Genomic DNA, 19,719 nt, shown 5'->3' with positions numbered 1-19,719 from the left:
CTCGTCGCGGGCACGGGCACCCGTCCGCCGTCCGCCTGCCGTGCCCGACGCCCAGGGCGCCGTGCTTGGCGTACACGTCATGGCTCGTGCCCGCGGATTCATGTTCGCCCGCCGGACCCGCGGCCCCAGACGAGAACCGCGCCGTCATCGCCCGCCGTGGCCAGCGCGCAGCTGCCATCGGGTAACGGCACCGCGGCCATCGCACGGACCCAGCCGGCGTGACCAGTGAGCGGATCGCCGGCCGCGCATCCGCGCACCGGGTCCCAGATCCGCACAGTGCCGTCCCGGCCGCCGCTGGCGAGCCCGGCGGCACCGGCGCTGCCCGGCGGCACCGCCGCGATCGCCGTCACGGCGCTCAGGTGGCCCAGCAGAGGATCGCCGACCGCGCGTCCCATGACCGGGTCCCACAGTCGAATGGACCGGTCGTCACCGCCAGTTGCCAACAGTGGGCGACCATCGGGCAACGACACCGCGGCCATCGCGCGGATCCAGTCATGGTGACCCCTCAGAGGTTCACCCACCAACGTCCCCGTCGCCGGATCCCACAACCGGATGGTCAGGTCGTTCCCGCCGGTCGCCAAGAGGGATCGGCCGTCGGGTAACCGGACCTCGGTCATTGCCCGCACGGCGCCGGTGTGGCCGACCAGGGGTTCACCAACCGGTCTTCCGGTCACCGGATCCCACAAGCGGATGACAGCGTCGTCACCTCCAGTAGCAAGAAGGGCCGGTCCACCGCCGCACGGCCGGACCGCCGCGACCGCCAGCACCCATCCGGAGTGGCCGACCAGGAGATCGCCTTCCAGCCGCCCGGCCAGCGGATCCCACAGTCGAACCGTCCCGTCCGTGCCGCCCGTCGCGAGCAGGGCACGGCCATCGGGCAACGGCACCGGCGCGACCGCCAACACCCAGTCGAGGTGGCCGACGAGAAACTCCCCGACGGCCGTTCCGGTCATCGGATCCCACAACCGCACCGTCCCGTCCGTGCCAGCCGTGGCCAGGATGCCGTGGCCGTCGGCGAGCGGGACGGCCACCGCGGTTTCGACCGCCCCGTCGTGGCCGGTCGGCGGGGCTTCGCCGGACGCGCCGGTGCCAGTGCTCGGATCCCACAACCGCACCGTCTCGTCCGCGCCCCCGGTGGCCAGCAGGACCCGGCCGTCGGACAGAGCCACCGACGTCGCGGCCTGAACGACGCGGCTGTGGCCGGTGAGCGGGCTTCCGACCGCGGCCCGTGCCTCGACGTCCCACAGCCGGATCTGCCCGTCGTCGCCGCCGGCCGCCAGCAGCTCCCGGCCGTCCGGCATCCGCACCGCGACCATCGCCTTCACCGAGCCGCCGTGACCGGTGAGCGGTGAACCCCCCACGGCCCCCGCAGCCGGGTCCCACAACCGGACCGTGCCGTCGTCGCCGCCGCTGGCCAGCAGGGTCACGCCGTCGACCGCCCGAAGCACCGCCATCGAACGCACCCAGTCCTGATGGCCGGTCAGCGGACCGCCTACCGCGACCCCGGCCACCGGATCCCACAACCGCACCGTACGGTCGTCGCCGCCTGTTGCCAGCAGCGTGCGTTCGCCGGCCAACGGCACCGCCGTCGCGACCCGAACCGGGCCGTCGTGGCCGGGCAGGCTACCCACTGCTTTCCCTGCGGTCGGATCCCACAGCCGGACCGTGCCGTCGTCGCCGCCGCTGGCGAGCCATGTTCGACCGTCGGCCAGGGGCACCTCCGCCACCGTCAGCACCCTGCCTACGTGGCCGGTCAGCGGGCTACCCACCCCGATCCCGGCGGCCGGGTCCCACAGCCGGACCGTGCCGTCGTCGCCGCCGCTGGCCAGCAGAGCCGCGCCGCCGGCCAGACGCAGCGTCGCGACTGCCCGGACCCCGCCGCCATGGCCGGTCAAGGGGTTGCCTACCGCGGTCCCGGCCACCGGATCCCACAACCGCACCGTGCCGTCCGCGCTGCCGCTCGCGAGCCATGTTCGACCGTCGGCCAGGCGCACAGGCGCCACCGCCTGCGCGGAGCCGCCATGTCCGACGAGGCTTCGGTGGGCGGTGCCAGTCCACATGGCGGTGTGAACGGTCCACTGTCGACCCGTGCGTCGCGCGGCGGCAATGGCGAGTTCGGTGGCCCGGGTCTTGCGGGCCCATACATGCAGCCACCATGCTCGGTCGTCGGGGTACCGCTGCCATTCGTTGAGCGCCGCTTCAAGTGCGTTCGCGGCGGCGACGCTGGCCGGTTTACTCAGCAGATGCCGATGCCGGAGGATGCTCTCAGGTCGGCAGGCCAACAGGAAACCCGGGTCCGTCATGAGATCATTGAGGCGGTCGGCCGCAGCGGCATGCTCGGCGAGGGCCGCCCGGGTGTAGGCGTCGATATCCGACCAGTCGCGTGACTCCGGTGTGCCGGGTGGCAGCAGGAAGTCCGTGATATCCGCATGGGCCTTGGCCGCGGCGTCGTAAAATTCTTTGCCCGGCCCACCGTCCCGATTGGTGGACCAGACGTCAGGAATGGTGAGAAGCTCTCTCAGGCTCTCGTGGCGGATCGCGTATCGTCGAACCTGGTCGGGCTGGTCACGGGGAGGTTCCGTCACGTTGAGAAAGGCCTGCGCCGCGCTGCTCAGCCAGCTGTCGATGTCCTCCCGGTCGGCGCCGGTGAGCCGCGCGAGTTCGGCTGCGGTGACTGGCCGACGAATTGCGGCAAGCATGGTCAGCGTCGGCCGGCGAAGTTTTCTCCAGGTAACGCCACGGTCCCCCGCCCACCCGTTGATCTGAAGCCAGTAATACTTACGGAGGTCCTGCGGCAGCGACGTGACGTCGCGTGGGTCCCGACGGCCCATGCGGATATCGTCCAGCACATATTTCAGATAGATCCAGATGCCGGCGCATCTGGCCACCAGTGTCTCGACGAGGTCCGCCGGGACGACTGAGCGGTTGCGCAGCGCGTCGACCAACCGCAGGTCGGGTCGCTCGCCGCTTAGCGCGCCGGTGAGATAGTCCCGCATGTCCTGGACGTTTCCGTCGCCGTCGTCCTGATCGACCTGGATCTGGACCGTGAGGCAGTCGTTCGAATGTGTCAGGGCGGTCAGCTCCGGACCAAACCGGCTGGTCGCGACGATGTACACGCCGACCGGCAGGCTGTCGGGGGCCGGCAGGCCCAGCGGGACGCCGGTCTCGCTGTCCGTCACGTCCCGCGCCTCGTCCAAGCCGTCGACGACGAGAACTAGCGGCTGACCTTGCCGGTGAACGTTTCTTTTCCGGGCCGCTGTCCGCAGCACTTCGCCGAGCCAGGAGGAGCTGGTAACGCCCGGCGGGAATGCACCATCCCGGGCGCGCGTCTCCGTCTCCGTGAGTCCCAAGCCGACGATCAACTGCGCGGCGATGCTCTTGCGGGCCTCCTCCGGGGAACGGGCACGGTCCAGCCCGATGAAGTAGTACGCGGCTGGATGACGAGTCGAGACCAGGTGCGCGGCCAGCGCGCTCTTGCCGACCCCGGCCTCGGCCCGAACCAGCACGTAGCCGCGCTTGTTCTCGGCGATGAAGTCGTCGATCTGCCGAATCAGCTTCGCGCGGCCGGTGAACCGGTCATATTGCTCGGCGAGTTCGGTCTTGCTGACGACTGGTTCCACAAGCCAGTCGTCCGATCCGGAGGCGGGTCCGACGATCAGGTCGCCATGGACCACGATATTCCCGCCAGCGCCAATCGCGCCCGGGCCAAGGCTCCACGACGGCACGGCTACTACCCGCATCGTTAGCGCTGAGCGGGAGGTGCGCCGCCCACGTCCGTGTTCAGATCGCCGCCAATGGTCAGGTCCCGCCCGGCCGCCATGGCCCCAGGCCCTACTATTCGATCGGCATCCGGGCCGTCGGGTGGCGGCTCGGGCGTCCCGCTGGACGGTGCCCGCAGGTTGGCGCTACCGCCGATCGTGATATTACGACCGGCAAACAGGCCGCCCCTGTCCACCCGCAATCGCTCGGGTGAACCGTCGCCGGACGCCAGCCACATCGCCAATAGAACGGACCCGAGGACAACAACGGCGTCCGCCACCCACCACGGCCAGCCGCCGGCCAACTCACCGGTCAGTACGCCGGACACGGCGCCGAGTATTACCCCGACTCCGGCACCCCACGTCGCGCCGCGCCTCGTCACAGCGCCCACCGCCCCTGATCTGCTTCACCCGACAGCGGATCAGTATAGAAAGCTGATCCGCCAGAAACCAGCCAAACCGCGATATCAGGCATCCGCCACCGTGCCGGCCAGTTCATCGAGATAGCGCACGTCAACCATCCGCCAGTAACCTCAGTTGATCTGCTCCAAATCAAAAAACCGAGGTCCGACCTCTATGCCAGGCTCTGTTGCGGACGGATCTCATTCCCGGCCGGCTCCGGCGTCGGCTCCGGCGTCGGCTCCGGCGTCGACGTGGCCGGGCGGGTCAGGATCAACACCAGCACCCCTGCAAGGATGCCGACGGCTCCGGTGGCCAGCAGCGCGCTCTGCACCCCGGCCACCGCCGAGGCGTGGATCGCTGCATCCGTCGCCTGCCGGGCGGCCCTGGACGGGGCGAGTCCCAGCAGCGCCGGGGCCTGCCCGCCGGCGACCGCCCGCGCGGCGGTGGCCGACGACGGCACGCCGTGGGCGGCCAGGACGCCGTTCGCCCGGGCGGTGAAGACGCCACCGAGCGCGGCGATCCCGAACGCGAAACCGAGCTGGCGCATCGTGTTCACCGCGCCGGCCGCCATCCCGCCGCGCTCGGGTGGCACTGCCGCCGTCGCCGCCGATCCGAGAGTCGGCGTGGACAGCCCGACGCCGATGCCGATCAGTAGGAAGCCCGGGACGAGAGCGGTCCAGGTGGCGGTGCCGTGGACCAGCACGCCGCCGACCAGGCCGCCGGCGCCGATGAACAGCAGGCCGAGCCCGATGAACCGCGCGGCGTTGCCGCCGTGCAGGAACCGTCCGATCGACGCCGAGACCGCAAACGCCATCGCAGACAGGGGCAGCCCGGTCAGGCCGGCCTCGATCGGGCTCAGACCCAGCACCGACTGCAGCCAGATCGAGGTGTAGGTGAAGGCGGAGAACGCCGCGAAGGTCATGAGCAGGCCGCCGACCAGAACGCCGACGAACGAGCGGCGGCGCAGCAGCTCCAGGTCGAGCATGGCGTGGTCCGTGACCCGCTCGATGGCCACGAACACGGCGAGTCCGACGGCCGAGGCCGCGAGCATCACCCAGGTCCCACCGTTGGACCAGCCGTCCTCGTTCGCCCGGATGAGCGCGTAAGTCGCGGCGGCCGCGGCGACGGTGAACGTGGCCATGCCCCAGACGTCGACCCGGCCCTTGCGCGGCGCGTGCGCGTCCTTGAGTACCCGCAGGCAGAGCACGATCGCCACGATGCTCACGGGCAGGTTGACGAAGAAGATCCATCTCCAGGAGATGGTCTCGGTGAGTAGGCCGCCGAGGATCGGTCCGACCGCGGCCGAGGCGCCGGCGACGGCACCCCACAGGCCGAAGGCGGTGCCCCGGTCGCGCCCGGCGTAGTTACTGTTGATCAGGGCGAACGTCGTCGCGAACATCGCTGCCGCGCCGATCCCCTGCACGGCCCGCGCGCCGACGAGGACGCCCGTGTTCGGCGCGATGCCGCAGGCGAACGACGAGACGGCGAACAGAGCCAGGCCGGCGACGTACACGGCCCGGTGGCCGGCCAGGTCCGCGATCGACCCGGCGCCCAGTACCAGGGCGGCTAAGGTCAGGGCGTACGCGTCGACCACCCACTGCACCGACCCGAACGAGGCGTGCAGGCCCGACACCATCCTGGGCAGAGCGACGTTCACAATCGTGACGTCGACCAAGAGCATGAAGGTCCCGAGGCAGACCGTTACGAGCGGCAGCCATTTGCGCATCGTTGTCATCCCCTCGCTGGGGTTGTACTCCTGCTCGGTCATGCTCCGAGTTTGCGGCCGACCTCCGACAGGAACCGTCCCCGGGCCGCTGATGGCGTAGTTTTCCTCCAGTGAAAGATGCATCATGGCCTGGATCCTCCGTGCTGGACGCCATCGACCGGCAATTGGTGCGCGCGCTCCAGCTTGAGCCGAGGGCTACATTCAGCGCTCTCGGCGAGGCGCTCGACGTCTCCGAGCAGACCGCCGCCCGCCGCTACCGCCGCCTGCGGCGCGAGGGATTGCTCCGTGTAGTGGGCGCGGTCGACCCGCGGGCGCTCGGGCAGACCGACTGGATGGTCCGCCTGCGCTGCCGGCCCAACGGCGCCCTGGCCGTGGCCGAAGCCCTCGCCCGGCGCGAGGACGTCTCCTGGGTGACGATCAACTCGGGCGGCTCGGAGGTCCTGTTCTCCCTACGGTCGCGGACCGAGGCCGAGCGCGAGGACCTCCTCATCGCTCGCCTCCCCAAGTCCGCGCCCGTGCTCGACGCCGAGGCGGCCGTGATCCTCCGGCGTTACATCGGCACGAACGCGGCCGACTGGCAGGGCCTGCGCGGCGCCCTAGCCCCCGACCAGGTCAAGCGGCTGACGGCGACGCCCCGCGTGGCCCCCCAGCGAACGGCCACGCTCGAACCCGGCGACGACGCGCTCCTCGACCTGCTGGCCCAGGACGGCCGGACCAGCTACGCCGTCCTCGCCCGCGCCACCCGGACGACCGTCGGCAGGGTGACTCGGCGAGTCGAGGCGCTGCAGGCCAGCGGCGTCGTCTACTTCGACCTCGACATCGCCGTGGCCGCGATGGGGGCCATCGCCGCGGCCTACCTGTGGCTGCAGGTGCCGCCCGCGCAGCTGGAAGCGGTCGGGCGGGCGCTCGCCGAGCACGACGAGGTCCAGTTCGCGGCCGCGATCACCGGTGACGACAACCTCGTCGCGGTAGCCACCTCCGACAGCCTCGACGGCTTGTACGGCTACCTGACGATGAAGCTCGCAGCCGTCGACGGGATCAGCCGGTACGCCGTGTCGCCCGTGCTCCGGCGGGTCAAGCAGGCGGGGACGCTCACCATCGGCGACCGCCTGGAAACGGCACGTTACACAGCAAGCCGCCGCTTGACACCCCAGCCCATGGGATGATCGAGACCGATCGATGGCCGGTGGAAGGCACGACTGCGGCCGATGCGCGGGCTGATGTATGGGAATGGCCGTCGCGCCGAAGTCGCGAGCGTGCCCAACCGGCCTTGTCGCGGGCGCCGAGCGGTTCCCCAGATGTGTCACAGCCTCGTGATGCGGCGCGTCAGCTGTGATGCTCGGGGTCCAACAGCGCGAGGGCATTGCGGATGCCCTGCTTGAGGAGCTCGTCGGCGAGTTGTCGGTCGGCCAGGGCGCGGGAGAGCTGCAGCGTTCCGATCATCATGGCGAAGACGCTGAGCGTCTTGACGCGGGCCGACTTCGGATCGTCCGGCGCCAGGCGGGCGGCGATGTCGTCGATGTAAGCCAGCGTGCCGTCGGTGTACGCCTGCTTGGTGGCGTCCGTGCAGCGTCCGATCTCGTCGAGTAGGGCGGCGGAGGGGCAGCCGTCCTCAGGGTTGTCGCGGTGCTCGGCCGAGAGGTACGCACGCACGATCTGCTCGACTCCGGCGCGGTCGGGCGCCTGCCCGCTGAGGCTCTCGCACTGGGCGCGGAGCTGGTCGGCGACCGCGGTGGCGACGAGGTCGTCCTTGGATGCGAAGTGGGCGTAGAAGGCGCCGTTGGTCAACCCGGCGTCCGTCATGAGCGTGGCGATGCCCGAGCCGTCGATGCCGTCGCGCTTGAACCGACGGCCGGCCGTCTCGATGATCCGCCGCCTCGTCGCCTGCTTGTGTTCCTTCCCGTACCGCACCACACGCTCCTCCACCCGCCGGGCCGGCCGCTGGTCCGCCACCGCGCACCCCTTGAGAGTACGGCCATAATTTGATTTTCGGCAGACCCTTGCCCGCGGGCTCCGTCTCAACCTATGGTCGTATGATCGTATGTCCTCAGCGATATGTCCATGGATGTCTACCAACGTCCGTCGCCGCAGGTAACGGGCTCGGGGTCGTCCACCGACGTCTACGGGCGTCTACCCCCGTTGCAGTACAACTGCAGTACAACCCGGCACTGCAAAGCGGTTACGGAGCGTCGCGCGCGATCGCAGTCCAGTGCTCAAACCTCTTCTTTGCGAACGCGCTCCTCCCGGCTGTCCGCCGGCGACGAGCGGGCCGCACGAGGTGGTATGGCGACCTCCGCGCCACCACAAGCTTGGGCAACCTGTGTGTCGCAACCGTCTTGCCTCACACTGGTGTGGTCGGATTGGCAGCAGGCTTCAGGGGTATCGGTGGATATGGCTGGCGCGTTCTGGGACGGCAGCGGATCAGCGTTGCTGGGATCTGCACTCTCCGGTGTGCTCGCCGTGGGGACGTTCTATGCGACTCGATGGCACGAGCGGAAATCCGCACGAGAGCAGCTCGCATACCAAGCTGCCGAGGACATCGCGAGAGCACTGCTTGACCTGGAGGCGGTTCTTGCTCCATCGCCGTGGGGCGGCGAACGCGGCGATTGGAAAGCAATGTGGAGGGCAGCCGACGCATTCGGAGATGTCTGCATAGTGCGTGTGGGGGCACTGTCCGAGGCGCCTCTTTTGGATGCGGTAGCGGAGATCTACAATATGGTGTATGAGGCGCTCCGCATTATGCGAAGAAAGGCGAGTGATGACCCAGGACCTGTGGCTGAAGTGGATATCAACACCATCCTCCAAGAGGCAACCTCGTACCTGGAACAAGTCGTCAACGCACTGATCGAGTGGCGCCGCACGTCCGCGGCCAGGATTCCGGAGGTTCCCGATCTCCCTTGGCGTAGGTTGCTGCCGCCCGAGCCCCCACGAATGACAATCTCTCAACGTCGACCGCGCATCTTGGGCAGGATGCGTCGGGCATCGAGATAGTGGAATTGGCGCACGCACGGCAACCGGTGGAGGCTCGCAATGAATGTTCACGCGGCTGAGCGGCTGCCGCCCATGGCGCGTCTCAGACTCGCTTCCCGAGAGGATCCGAGTCTCGCCCGATGTGCGATCGCCTGCCTTGCTGGGTCGCTGCGGGGGCGGTCCGGCGCTGTACTGTGGTCGCCCGCGGCCGTTCGCTCGGCTCGGCAGGCGCGCCGGTTCCGCTGTCGTCGGTCACAGACCCACCCGGGTCCACCGGCTTGGCTATAGATGCGGCGCTCGGGGCGTCAGCGCGACCAGAGGATTATGAGCTGCCGTGTACTTCGTTCGCCTATGTCCGCTGACGTCCGCCGGTGCAGATCATGGGCCTGGCCTTGTCCGTGGACATACGCCGACGTCCGTGGTCGTCGGCAGGCTTGGCTGCCAACCAGGCTGCCGTCCGTCGTGGCTTGGTCTTCGGGGCGGACGGCGGTGGTTCGGGGGCCACAGGAAGCGGGTGCGAACCCTCGATCCCTAGCTAAATCTGGATCTTCCGTTGGCGTCGTGGACCTCCGCCGCGTCCGTCGACTCGTGTGGGGTCCGTCCACTGGTGCCTGTGGGCGTCCATGCGTTCGACTACCGGCTTGGCTGTCGCCCCGGCTGTCAGTCCGCCGCATCCGCTTCGGATCGCGACGCGCCATGTTTAGTTCGAGCTATAGTTGACCCATGTCGGCGACGCCGCCTCATCGGTGGACGATCAAGGCCACGTCTGAGGTGCGGGAGTGGCTGCGTTCGCTGCGCAGGCTGGATCCGGGCAACTATCGGTCAGTCAACGCGGCGATCGACATGCTCGCCGAGGGCGGGCCCGGGCTCGGGCGTCCGCTCGTTGACACTCTGCAAGGGTCGACGATCAGCAACCTCAAGGAGCTGCGGCCGCGGTCAGGCCGCGATGTCGCGATCCGAGTGATCTTTGTCTTCGATCCATGGTCGCAGGCCGTGCTGTTGGTCGCGGGGAACAAAGCTGGCGACTGGTCGCGGTGGTACAAGACGGCCATCCCTGCGGCAGAGGTCGCCTACGACGGGTGGCTGGCCTTCGAGAGGAAACGGCGGGAGGACTCATGAGCGAGTTCCACGACTGGGACGACATCCGCGCCGAACTGCATGACGGGGATGACGACGCGCTCGCCGCCGAGCGGGCGCGCACCGAGGCATGGGTCAGCGCCTTCCATCTTGCTGAGGAGCGGAAACGGCTGGGCCTGACGCAACGTCAGGTGGCCGACCTGATGGGTGTCTCACCGGGCCGGGTAAGCCAGATCGAGAACGGCGATCTTGACGTGAACGAGGTTGCGACGCTGAGCCGTTACGCCCGGGCGTTGGGGGCCCGGATGCGGATCATCTTCGACTACGGAAACGATCTCCGTCAGATCGCTTGATCCACTGCCGTGCGCGCCGAGGCCTTGACGTCAAGTACTGCAGTACAAACTGCAGTACTGGAGATCAGAAAAGCCCAGAGCCCCGCGCCGTGTGATCGGCTGCGGGGCTCTGACCTGCCTCAACCAGCGTGCGCTCGGAGGGACTCGAACCCCCAACCTCTTGATCCGTAGTCAAAAGGTTAGGGAGACCCTGATGACCACAGCTCGGCCGGTGGCGCTCGTGACAGGTGCGTCCTCGGGTATCGGGAGGGCAGCCGCTCTCGCGCTCGCCGACACGGGTTTCGAGGTGGTCGGCACGAGCCGCAACACCTCGCGCGTCACCCCTCTCGACGGGGTGACGTTCCTCGATCTCGACGTGGCCAGCGACGAGTCGGTCACCGTCGTCGCCAAGGTGATCGTCGCGGCAGCCACCAACGCGAAGCCGAAACTGCGCTACACCGCAGGCTCGACGGCCGGACGCGTCGCCACCCTGCGCCGCATCGCCCCCGCCCGTTCCTTCGACCGCCAGATCCGCAAACTCAACCAGCTGGCCGGCTGACACCCACTCGACCGTCAAACACACCAACAAAACCTCACGGCACCTGCAACAAGGAGGGGTCCGGCCAAGGTAAGCCCAAAAGCCGCCATGGGATGATCTCGAAGGCCTAAGCCGCTGGTTGCGGCTCTATCACCGACGGCCGGTGCCCGTCCCGGATTCCATGGTTCTGATCTACCGACAGATACTGGACTTGCAGGTCCAGAATAGTGTTAGAGTCTGAGTCGTGGGAAGGCCCAAGCAGTTCGACCCGGATGTGGCGGTCGAGCAGGCGATGCAGATGTTCTGGCGACAGGGATACGGCGCCACCACACCTCAATGCCTGATCGACACCCTGGGCATCGGCAAGGGCAGCCTCTACAACACCTTCGGCAGCAAGCGCCAACTGTTCGATCTGGCGTTGCGCCGCTACCTGGACCTGCAGAATTCGGCCGTGACGGAGTTGTTGGAGGGTTCCGGGCCGGTGAAGGAGCGGCTGCGCAAGGCACTACTTGTCGTCGCTGAGACGGACCTCGCCGACCCCGACCGCCGTGGCTGTCTGGCGCTGAACACCGCGATGGAGTTCGGCCGCACGGATGAATCCATGACGGCGCAGGTGCAAGACATGTTCGACCGCATCGAGGGCGCCTTTCGCGCCCTGATCGAGGAGGGTCAGCGCGCCGGGGAGATCGATCCTGGACGTGACGCGAAGGGCCTGGCCAGCCTGCTGCTGAGCACCGTCAACGGCATGCGGCTCATGGCCCGTGTCGAGTCAAGGCCCGACCGCCTCATCAGGGTGATCGACACAACCATCGACCTTCTCTGACCCCTACGGCACGCAGGGATTCGGGCCACCTCGCCATGCTGAAATTTTGTACCTACAGTTCAAGAAAGGGATGATCCGTGAATCTCGCTATGCGACGCAGTCCCTGGGCCACGCTCACCGTGCTGGCCCTTGCGCAATTCATCGTGGTGCTGGACGTGACGATCGTGAACGTCGCACTCCCGCACATCCAGAGCGGTCTCGGCTTCACCACCGACGGGCTGCAGTGGGTGATCAGCGCGTACATCCTGCTCTTCGGCGGTTTCCTGCTGCTCGGCGGTCGCGTGGCCGACCTGCTGGGGTCGCGGCGGGTCTTCATCACCGGGCTCGCCCTGTTCGGCGTCAGCTCGCTGGCCGGGGGCCTGGCCACCTCACCAGGACTGCTGATCGCCGCGCGGGCCGTCCAGGGCTTCGGTGGCGCATTGCTGTCCCCGGCCGCCCTGGGCATCCTCACCGTCACCTTCGAACACGGCCGGCGACGCAACATCGCCATGGGCGTCTGGGGCGGCCTGGCCGGCCTCGGCGGCACGGCGGGCGTGGTCCTCGGCGGGGTGCTGGTCGACTCCCTGAGCTGGCGCTGGGTCTTCATCGTCAACGTCCCGATCGTGATCGCCCTCGTCATCGCCACCCCGGTCTTCGTCCGCCCCATCGCCCCGCACGAGGGCAACCGCTCCTTCGACCTGCTGGGCGCCGTGCTCGGTACGGGCGGCCTGCTCGCGGTGGTGTACGGCGTGGTCCGCGCCGAACCCGTCGGCTGGTCCTCGGCGGAGGTCATCGGGTGCCTACTCGCGGGTGTCGTGATGCTCGCCGCCTTCCTGGCGGTCGAGACGCGGACCACGGCGCCGCTGGTTCCGCTACGGCTGCTTCGGGCCCGCGCGCTCAGCACGGCCGGTGGCGCGCTCGCGCTCAACGGCGCCGCCTTCCTGTCGATGTTCTTCCTGACCGCGATCTTTCTGCAGCAGGTGCGCGGCGACTCGGCGCTGCGCACGGGAGTGGAGTTCCTGCCCATGGGCGGTGCCGCCATCCTCGGGGCGGCCATGGCCACCCCGCTGGTCACCCGCTTGGGAACACGGCCGGTGATGACGGTCGGCGCCGTGCTCAACGTCACCGGGCTCCTCCTGCTCACCCGCGTCGACGCCCACAGCTCCTACCCGACCGGACTGATGCCCGGCCTGATCATCTTCGGTGCCGGCCTCAGCGCGATCGCCGTTCCCGCGCAGATCGCCGCCGTGGTCGACGTCTCCCACCAGGAGGCCGGCGCCGCGTCCGGTGTCGTCCAGGCCTTCCAACAGGTCGGCGGCGCACTCGGGCTCGCCATCGTGAGCACCCTGTCCACCTCCCGGACCACCTCCGCCATCGCCTCCGGCGCGAGCCAGTCCGACGGGCTGACCGACGGCTTCCACCGCGGGCTGCTCGTGGCGGCGGCCTTCGCCGTCGTCACGATCGCGGTGACCTTCGTCTCGCCCCGGCTGGCACCCAGCGCCGAACAGATCGCGGAGGCTTCGGCGGTGGCGGCGTAGTCCGGGTGCCAGGCTGACATTCACCCCATCCACGCCTGATACCAACCGGCGCCCGGCCACCGTATCGCGGTGTTCATGGCCGTCCGCCACTCCCATAGCCATCCACCACCCACTATCTGAGGAACCCGATGCTGAACGCCCTCTGGAACCCGATCGTCGCCGGGGACATCGCTCTGCGGCACCGTTTGGCCATGGCCCCCATGACCCGCAACCGGTCCACCCCCGATGGTGTACCGACCGAGCTGAACGCTGAGTACTACGCCCAGCGCGCCTCGCACGCTCTCATCATTACCGAGGGCACCCAGCCCTCCGCCGACGGGCAGGGCTACCTGCTGACTCCCGGCATCTACACCGAGGCGCACATCGCCGGGTGGCGCAAGGTCACCGATGCCGTGCACGCGGCCGACGGGCGCATCGTCATCCAGCTGATGCACGTCGGGCGGATGTCGCACCCCGACAACACCCCCCACGGACGGCAGCCGGTGGCACCCTCAGCGGTCAGGCCGTCAGGCGAAATGTTCACCGTGTCCGGGCCCCGGGAAATACCACTGCCACGCGAACTGTCCACCGAGGAAGTCTCCTCGACGGTCGACGACTTCCGCCGCGCCGCCGCAGCCGCCATCGCGGCCGACGCCGACGGCGTCGAGATCCACGCAGCCAACGGCTACCTGCTGCACCAGTTCCTCGCTACCAACACCAACCAGCGCACCGACCGCTACGGCGGATCCATCGCCAACCGCATCCGCTTCGCGGAGACGGTAGCCACGGCCGTGGCCGACGAGATCGGCGCCGGCCGCACCGGCATCCGGATCTCTCCTGGTAACCCGTTCAACGACATAGTGGAGAACGACACCCCCGAGCTGTACCCGGCACTCGTGCGCGCCCTCGCCCCGCTTGGTCTCGCTTACCTGCACATCGGCCATGGCGGCGACGACCAACTCCTGCGCACCCTGCGCGGGCTGTGGCCGAGCGCGCTGGTCCTCAACCGGGCCTTCGCCGACATCACCACCCGCGCCAAGGACATCGAAGAAGGCCTGGCCGACATTGTCACCGTCGGTTCGATGGCGCTGGCCAACCCCGACCTTGTCGAGCGTGTACGTTCCGGCGCACCGCTGAACACCCCCGACCCCACCACCTTCTACGGCGGCGGCGAAGCGGGCTACACCGACTACCCCACCCGCGCCGCCTGAGAAGCCAGTTACCTTACCAATCTTGGGAGTTGCCGGTCAAACGGGAGCCCCGGCCAGAAGATCTTGATGTGGTTGACGCATAAAACCTCGCTGTCTCCACATGCCGAACAGGCCAGTCTGTTCACTTCACAATCCATTCGCCGCTAATCAGATTAAGGAAGATCTCCCATGCCGAACACCGCCAAAACCCTGGTCCTGCTCGCTCACCCGAACCTAGCCAACTCCCGGGTCAACGCAGCCCTGGCCGACGTCGCACGCCAGGAAGAGCACGTAACCGTCCACGACCTCTACGCCGCCTACCCGGACTTCCGCATCGACGTCGCTCGCGAGCAGCGGCTGCTGCTCGCACATGACGCGGTGACACTCCAGTTCCCCTTCCAGTGGTACTCGACGCCCTCGCTGCTGAAGCTGTGGCTGGACGAGGTCCTCACGTACGGCTGGGCCTTCGGCGAGGGCGGCACCGCATTGCACGGCAAGACCCTGCGCTTCGCCATCTCCACCGGCCACCCGGCCGAGGCGTACGGCCCTGACGGGATCAACCGCTTCACGATGGCGGAACTGCTGCGCCCCCTGGAGGCCACCGCCAACCTCATAGGCATGACGCTCGCCGAGCCACTGATCCTGCAGGGCAACAACCCATTCAACCCTCTACCCGACGAGACCCTCGCCCTGCACGCCAAGCACTACCGGCAGGCCCTGGCAGCCTGACGGGACCGTGCGCCTTCCCGCGGAGGAGACACACGGAACGACACAGGCCAGCGAAAATTGCGTAGCCGGATTCCTGAGTCCGGCCGATCTTCACTCGCATCGACCGATATCGACCGGGCACGGCCTAATCCAGCGTGACGACGACCTTGCCCTTGGCGCGGCCCTGGTCGACGTACGCGACCGCCTCGAGCGTCGCGTCGAACGGGAACACCCGGTCCACGACCGGGCGCAGGTGTCCGGCGTCGATGAGCGTGGTGAGCTCTCGCAGCTGCGTCCCGCTGGCCCGCATGAACAAGAACGAGTAGCGCACGCCTCGCCGCTTCGCCTGCCGCCGGATGCGGCGGCTCAGCAGGGTCATGGCCATGCGCAGGAACGTTGAAGCTCCGATCTCCTTCGCGAAGTCGGGATCCGGCGGGCCGCTGATGCCGATCACCAGCCCGCCGGGCTTCACCACCGTCAACGACTTCTCGAGCGTCTCGCCGCCCAGCGAGTCCAGGACGACGTCGTAGTCGGAGAGGACCGTGGCGAAATCCTCTTGTTTGTAGTCGACGACGACGTCGGCGCCGAGGCTCTTCACCCAGTCCACGTTCGCAGTGCTCGTGGTCGTCGCGACGGTCGCGCGCAGCTGCTTGGCGAGCTGAATCGCTATCGTCCCCACGCCGCCGGAGCCGGCGTGGATGAGGACCTTCTGGCCGGCGGTCACGTTCGCTCGCTCGACGAGTGCCTGCCATGCGGTGAGGCCGACCAGGGGCACCGCGGCCGCTTCCTGCATGGACAGCGCGGCCGGCTTGAGCGCGACGTCGTCCTGATCGATCGCGATGAGCTCCGCAAACGTCCCGATGCGGTCCTTCCCGGGCCGGGCGTAGACTTCGTCGCCCACTGTGAACCTCCGCACCGCGGGTCCGACGCGCGTGACGACGCCTGCGACGTCGTGCCCGAGCACGAACGGCGGACGGTAGCGCAGGATGAGCTTGAACTCACCGTTCCGGATCTTCGAGTCCAGCGGGTTGACGCCGGCGGCGCGGACCCGGACCAGGACGTCGCCGTCTCCCAGCTCGGGTTCTGGGACCTCGGCGGCACGAAGGCCGTCCTTGCGGTAGCGCTCGACGATGAAGGCCTTCATGTCCTCCTGCTCTCTTCATCTCGTTCGGTTCGCCGACTTGCCGCATGATAGAATTACAGACATACTTCAATCAGTGACATGCGATGACGAGAGGCTCGACCACGCAGGGATCCATTCCCACGGCCTGCGCCCGTCGAACCTCAGACTGCCGATCGCAGCCTGGGAGACAACAGGGAAGTAGAGACTCATGACGACCTACATGGCTGACACCCTCGAGAACCACACTGCCGCCGGCCCCTCCACGGTGTTCACCTACCGGCGCACGGGCCCGCAGGGTGGTGTGCCGCTTGTCCTGCTCATGCGGTTCCGCGGCACCATCGACTGGTGGGACCCGGAGTTCATCGACCGCCTCGCCCAGGACCGCGACGTCATCCTGTTCGACAACGTCGGCATCGGGTATACCAGCGGCGAGCCTCGCGACACCGCCGAGGGGTTCGCCGAGGGTGCGATCGAGTTCATCGATGCTCTCGGCCTGACGCAGGTCGACCTCCTCGGCTGGTCACTCGGTGGCATCGTGGCGCAGCACGTCGCTCTCCACCGGCCCGACCTCGTGCGCAAGATCATCGTCGCGGGCAGCAGCGGGCCGGGCGCGGCACCGGGTACCCCGGATATGAGCGAGAGGGTGCTCTCCATCATGGCCAAGCCGGACGCGGACGCCGAAGACCTGCTGTACCTCTTCTACCCCGAGACCGAGCAGGCCCGCGCATCCGGGCTCGCGCACCTCGCGAAGGTCGCCAAGCGCCTCAGGGACGGCGGCCCTGCGGTGACCGAGGAGGCTGCCCACGGCCAACTCGCCGCTGTCGCCCGCATCCTGGCCGTGAATTGGGACCAGCTCAAGTCCGAGCTGCAGGCGATCAGCCAGCCGGTCCTGTATGCCAACGGGATCCACGACGTGATGATCCCCGCCATCGCCTCCTACAAGGCGGTCGAGCAGGTCCCCGACTCCACACTCGTTCTTTACAGCGATGCTGGCCATGCCTTCCTGTTCCAGCACATCGACGAGTTCGTCACGCAGGTCAACATCTTCCTCGCGGACTGACTGCACTGCGCCCTCGCTCTTCTCGAGGGGCGCGGCTCGAGGGGCGCGGCGCACAACGCTCACAGAATCCTACCCATAGAAGGATATTACCGTGAATAACAGACAAGGAGTACGAAACGACGTGGTGTTGTCGTACCAGAACGCACCGACCCGCACCATCTCCGCCGGTGGCCTAGATTTCGCCTACCGGGAGCTCGGCCCGAAGACCGGCATCCCGGTGGTCTTCCTCACCCACCTGGCCGCGGTCCTCGACAACTGGGACCCTCGGGTCGTCGACGGCATCGCCACGAAACACCGGGTCATCACGTTCGACAACCGGGGCGTCGGTGCTTCCACCGGCTCGACGCCGAACACCATCCAGGCGATGGCGAAGGACGCCGTCACCTTCATCCGGGCGCTGGGTCTGGACAAGGTCGACCTCCTCGGCTTCTCCATGGGCGGCATGATCGCCCAGGTGATCGCTCAGGACGAACCTCAACTCGTCCGCAAGCTGGTCCTCGCGGGCACGGGGCCCGCCGGCGGCGAGGGCATCAAGAACGTGACCAGGATCTCGCATCTCGACACCATCCGAGGGCTGCTCACGTTCCAGGACCCGAAACAGTTCCTCTTCTTCACCAGGACTCCCAACGGGCGTCAGGCAGGCAAGGAGTTCCTGGCACGTTTGAAGGAGCGCGCCGACAACCGAGACAAGGCGATCTCCCTCAAATCCTACGGCGCACAACTCAAGGCCATCCACCAATGGGGACTGGAGCGGCCATCCGACCTCTCCGTCATTCGCCAGCCCGTGCTCGTCGCGAACGGCGAGAGCGACAAGATGGTGCCGACGAAGAACTCGGCCGATCTGGCTCGACGCCTGCCGGACAGCGAGCTGGTGATCTACCCCGACGCTGGGCACGGCGGCATCTTCCAGTTCCACGGGCAGTTCGTCGAAAAGGCCCTCGAATTCCTCGAGCGGTAGAGCCGGAAGGAAGGCGCCCTTTCGCTCCCGCCAGTCCCGATCGAGAGGGCCGGCCCCGCAGAATCCGGATGATCGGTCGTCAGCCCTCGCACGGTTGAGCTGTGCGCGTTCCGTTACGGGGCAGCCGCTGGAACTCTGCCGGCGTCGTGATCGCAGACAACCGAGTCAGGAATGCTGGGCGTCTTCGGGCGCCCAGCATTCCGCTGCTACGGCGCCGCTGAGCGCCACGCGGATGCTCAGCGTATGAATTCGAGGGCGTTCTGGATGCCCTGTTCGAGGACCTCGGCGGCGAACCTCGGGTCGGACAGGGCGCGGGACAGCTGCATCGTTCCCACCATCATCGTGAAGAGCCCGAGCGCCTTTCCCCGTGCGGACTGCGGATCGTCTGGAGAAAGGTGGGCGGCGATCTCGTCCACGATGGCCCGCGCACCGTCGGTGTAGGCGTGCTTGGTTGCGGTCGCGCAGCGCCCGATCTCGTCGAGCAGAGCGGCAGACGGGCACCCGGTGCCGGGGTGGTCCCGGTGCTGAGGCGTCAGGTAGTCGCGTACGAACCCCTCCAGTCCCGCGCGGCCGGGCGCCAGCGTGCTGAACCTCGCGGCCTGTGTACCGAGCTGGTCAGCGACGACTTTCGCGACGAGGTCCTCCTTGGACGCGAAGTGGGCGTAGAACGCACCGTTGGTCAGCCCCGCGTCCGCCATCAGCGTGGCGACGCCGGAGCCGTCGATGCCGTCCTGCTTGAACCGATAACCCGCCGCCTCGATGATCCGCTGCCGCGTCGCCTGCTTGTGCTCCCTGTCGTAGCGCGCCACAGGGCTCCTCCATTCGCTTTGCAAGGCCATTACCCTGCACCCCACCCTAGGTTATAGTCTGACGTACGTAATATTACGATCGGCAGACAATATGATCGGTGACGTCCGAGATGAGGCATGCCCTGAGTGACGTCCCCTTCAGATCAGCGCGGACCAGTCGCGCGCACTGGCCGCGGATGAGGTCACCCGCCGCCCACCACATCGACGAACGGTATGCGAACAACCCGATCGAAACCGATCATTCCGCCCGGACGATCGCCGTGTCTCGCCCCTGCCTCCGGGCACTGCGTCGACACCGGAAGCGGCAGGATGCGAACCGGCAAGCGGCCGGAACGGCAAGCGGCCGGCATGACCTTGTGTTCGCGTCCACGGCCGGCACACCGCTCGAACCACGCAACGCCACCCGTCAGTTCGACGCGCTGTGTCGTCGTGCGGAGCTACGCCGTATCCACTTTCATGATCTTCGATATACCTGCGCGACGTTGCTCTACGAACAAGGCGTGCCGGCACGGGTCGTCATGGAACTACTCGGACACTCCGCGATCGCCGTGACGATGAACGTCTACAGTCACGTCATGCCCGCGGCCTCCCGCGACGCCACACCGGCGAACGAGGATGAAGACGATCAGTGAATCGGGACATGGCGGGTGACGTTGCTGTCAAGATCGAAAAATGGTCATCGCTCACAGCGATAACCGCCGGTCAAGACCAGTGGACCATGTGTACCAGCATCCGAACCGATTGATCTT

17 protein-coding genes are annotated in these 19,719 nt (G+C 67.8%); 11 read left to right on the top strand and 6 right to left on the bottom strand.

Translation table 11 applies throughout. The annotated features are described in order from the left end of the window. Window positions 1-98 precede the first annotated feature (98 nt). The 3 genes from NBW77_RS16825 to NBW77_RS16815 form a co-directional block, all read right to left on the bottom strand. Window positions 99-3,674, bottom strand: coding sequence for a WD40 repeat domain-containing protein (locus NBW77_RS16825; protein WP_207387031.1), 3,576 nt, complete (start codon window positions 3,672-3,674; stop codon window positions 99-101). 68 nt (window positions 3,675-3,742) lie between these two features. After that, complete coding sequence (locus NBW77_RS16820) at window positions 3,743-4,141, bottom strand: hypothetical protein (RefSeq protein WP_131746935.1); 399 nt, start codon at window positions 4,139-4,141, stop codon at window positions 3,743-3,745. Between the two features lie 191 nt (window positions 4,142-4,332). Next, window positions 4,333-5,928: an MFS transporter gene (locus NBW77_RS16815; RefSeq protein WP_242605858.1), complete on the bottom strand. Its 1,596-nt coding sequence runs from the start codon at window positions 5,926-5,928 to the stop codon at window positions 4,333-4,335. A gap of 98 nt (window positions 5,929-6,026) precedes the next feature. Here NBW77_RS16815 and NBW77_RS16810 point away from each other — a divergent pair, with 98 nt between their 5' ends. Beyond that, window positions 6,027-7,052, top strand: coding sequence for an Lrp/AsnC family transcriptional regulator (locus tag NBW77_RS16810; RefSeq protein ID WP_207387030.1), 1,026 nt, complete (start codon window positions 6,027-6,029; stop codon window positions 7,050-7,052). 160 nt (window positions 7,053-7,212) lie between these two features. On the opposite strand, the gene NBW77_RS16805 is transcribed toward NBW77_RS16810, so the two are convergent. Further along, window positions 7,213-7,839 carry a TetR/AcrR family transcriptional regulator gene (locus NBW77_RS16805; RefSeq protein WP_207387029.1) on the bottom strand — a complete coding sequence of 209 codons (627 nt, stop codon included), beginning with the start codon at window positions 7,837-7,839 and terminating at the stop codon, window positions 7,213-7,215. A gap of 1,740 nt (window positions 7,840-9,579) precedes the next feature. On the opposite strand from NBW77_RS16805, the gene NBW77_RS16800 reads away from it, so the two are divergent. From NBW77_RS16800 to NBW77_RS16770, 7 genes are all read left to right on the top strand, one after another. Continuing rightward, window positions 9,580-9,975 (top strand): type II toxin-antitoxin system RelE/ParE family toxin, encoded by a 396-nt coding sequence (locus NBW77_RS16800; RefSeq protein WP_131746932.1) that lies wholly within the window; start codon window positions 9,580-9,582, stop codon window positions 9,973-9,975. Further along, window positions 9,972-10,286 (top strand): transcriptional regulator, encoded by a 315-nt coding sequence (locus NBW77_RS16795; protein WP_131746931.1) that lies wholly within the window; start codon window positions 9,972-9,974, stop codon window positions 10,284-10,286. The genes NBW77_RS16800 and NBW77_RS16795 overlap by 4 nt, the downstream gene beginning before the upstream one ends. A 193-nt stretch (window positions 10,287-10,479) precedes the next feature. After that, window positions 10,480-10,824 (top strand): SDR family NAD(P)-dependent oxidoreductase, encoded by a 345-nt coding sequence (locus tag NBW77_RS16790; protein ID WP_131746930.1) that lies wholly within the window; start codon window positions 10,480-10,482, stop codon window positions 10,822-10,824. Window positions 10,825-11,077: 253 nt separating this feature from the next. After that, window positions 11,078-11,626 carry a TetR/AcrR family transcriptional regulator gene (locus NBW77_RS16785; RefSeq protein WP_207387028.1) on the top strand — a complete coding sequence of 183 codons (549 nt, stop codon included), beginning with the start codon at window positions 11,078-11,080 and terminating at the stop codon, window positions 11,624-11,626. 77 nt (window positions 11,627-11,703) lie between these two features. Continuing rightward, the gene (locus NBW77_RS16780) at window positions 11,704-13,143 is read left to right on the top strand and encodes an MFS transporter (RefSeq protein WP_250279992.1); all 1,440 of its coding nucleotides are present in this window, start codon (window positions 11,704-11,706) and stop codon (window positions 13,141-13,143) included. 128 nt (window positions 13,144-13,271) lie between these two features. Next, window positions 13,272-14,333 (top strand): alkene reductase, encoded by a 1,062-nt coding sequence (locus NBW77_RS16775; protein WP_131746928.1) that lies wholly within the window; start codon window positions 13,272-13,274, stop codon window positions 14,331-14,333. 168 nt (window positions 14,334-14,501) lie between these two features. Beyond that, the gene (locus tag NBW77_RS16770; protein WP_131746927.1) at window positions 14,502-15,041 is read left to right on the top strand and encodes an NAD(P)H-dependent oxidoreductase; all 540 of its coding nucleotides are present in this window, start codon (window positions 14,502-14,504) and stop codon (window positions 15,039-15,041) included. Window positions 15,042-15,165: 124 nt separating this feature from the next. Here NBW77_RS16770 and NBW77_RS16765 read toward each other — a convergent pair whose 3' ends face one another. Beyond that, a complete protein-coding gene (locus NBW77_RS16765; protein WP_131746926.1) occupies window positions 15,166-16,164 on the bottom strand; it encodes an NADP-dependent oxidoreductase in 999 nt (332 codons plus the stop codon). A 187-nt stretch (window positions 16,165-16,351) separates the two neighbouring features. On the opposite strand from NBW77_RS16765, the gene NBW77_RS16760 reads away from it, so the two are divergent. Beyond that, window positions 16,352-17,203, top strand: a complete 852-nt coding sequence (locus NBW77_RS16760; protein ID WP_131746925.1) for an alpha/beta fold hydrolase — start codon at window positions 16,352-16,354, stop codon at window positions 17,201-17,203. A gap of 121 nt (window positions 17,204-17,324) precedes the next feature. Continuing rightward, window positions 17,325-18,161 carry an alpha/beta fold hydrolase gene (locus NBW77_RS16755; protein ID WP_207387027.1) on the top strand — a complete coding sequence of 279 codons (837 nt, stop codon included), beginning with the start codon at window positions 17,325-17,327 and terminating at the stop codon, window positions 18,159-18,161. A gap of 236 nt (window positions 18,162-18,397) precedes the next feature. On the opposite strand, the gene NBW77_RS16750 is transcribed toward NBW77_RS16755, so the two are convergent. Next, window positions 18,398-18,970, bottom strand: a complete 573-nt coding sequence (locus NBW77_RS16750; protein WP_131746923.1) for a TetR/AcrR family transcriptional regulator — start codon at window positions 18,968-18,970, stop codon at window positions 18,398-18,400. Window positions 18,971-19,080: 110 nt separating this feature from the next. Here NBW77_RS16750 and NBW77_RS16745 point away from each other — a divergent pair, with 110 nt between their 5' ends. Continuing rightward, window positions 19,081-19,602, top strand: coding sequence for a tyrosine-type recombinase/integrase (locus NBW77_RS16745; RefSeq protein ID WP_131746922.1), 522 nt, complete (start codon window positions 19,081-19,083; stop codon window positions 19,600-19,602). Window positions 19,603-19,719 lie beyond the last annotated feature (117 nt).

It is taken from the genome of Frankia sp. Cppng1_Ct_nod, from assembly GCF_920656135.1.
In the GTDB taxonomy this organism is placed as follows: domain Bacteria; phylum Actinomycetota; class Actinomycetes; order Frankiales; family Frankiaceae; genus Protofrankia; species Protofrankia meridionalis.
The sequence above is the reverse complement of the archived record's forward strand: the minus strand, read 5'-3'. Positions and strand labels throughout refer to the sequence as shown.